At 43.7% G+C, this 1,036-nt stretch carries 1 protein-coding gene; it reads left to right on the top strand.

The features are described 5' to 3' along the window. Positions 1-4: 4 nt before the first annotated feature. Entirely contained in the window at positions 5-958 is a 954-nt protein-coding gene (dapA, locus tag AC6I5A_RS12920; protein ID WP_034616750.1) for a 4-hydroxy-tetrahydrodipicolinate synthase, read from the top strand. Positions 959-1,036 lie beyond the last annotated feature (78 nt).

Here is a 1,036-nt window from a genome sequence, read left to right as displayed (position 1 = left end):
TCAAATGTCTTTTGGAAGAATTTTAACAGCCATGGTTACTCCCATGAATGAAGCATTGGAGGTCGATTATGAAGAAGCCAAACGCTTAGCTCAGTTCTTGACCGTCCATGGGTCTGATGGCGTTGTGGTTTGTGGAACGACAGGCGAATCTCCGACCGTAACAGATCAAGAGAAAGTCGAGCTTTTTAGAGTAGTAAAACAGGCATTAGGAAAAAAAACGGTGATTGCCAATATCGGGTCCTATTCTACGGCTGCAAGTATAGCCCTCGCACGCAAGGCTGCGACAACGGGGGTTGATGGATTGATGGCAGTGGTACCCTATTATAATAAACCGTCCCAAGAGGGAATGTTTCAGCACTTTGAAGCTATTGCTGAAGCGACGTCCTTACCCTTGATGCTATACAATATACCAGGTAGGACTTCAGTTAATTTACTGCCTGAGACAGTGAAGAGGTTGTCTGAAATTTCAAACATTGTCGCCTTAAAAGAGTCGGCAGGTTCTCTTGATCAGGTCAGTGAGCTTAAAAGGATATTACCTTCCAAGTTTTCTATTTATAGTGGAGATGACTCTATGACCTTGCCGATGTTAGCCTTAGGATGCAGCGGAATCGTCAGTGTTGCGGCCCATGTCATTGGGGACGAAATGAAAAAAATGGTGGATGCATGGTTTAATGGTGATACTGCTCAGGCAACAAAGTGGCATCTTGATCTTTTTCCCATCTTCAAAGGAATTTTTGTAACGTCAAACCCGGTGCCCATTAAAGCCCTGCTGAATATGATGGGGATTAAAGCCGGCGGAGTACGGCTCCCTTTAGTTAAAGCAACGCCGGTGGAAATGAAGTTTTTAAAAGATCTAATCGATGAGGTTAAAAAGGTACACGTAAGTCCTATAAATAGAGCGAAAGTAATAACAGAATTAAAAGTGGCCTCTGAAAAGGCCAGTGATATTATCGCCTAAAGAGATCCAGTAAGAAAACGCTGATAGCGAAAATGAACCCCTGCCATGAGCAGTGCCATGCAGAGGTTCATTATCGCT

The sequence above is a fragment of the Desulfosporosinus sp. Tol-M2 genome, assembly GCF_059735615.1.
The sequence above is the reverse complement of the archived record's forward strand: the minus strand, read 5'-3'. Positions and strand labels throughout refer to the sequence as shown.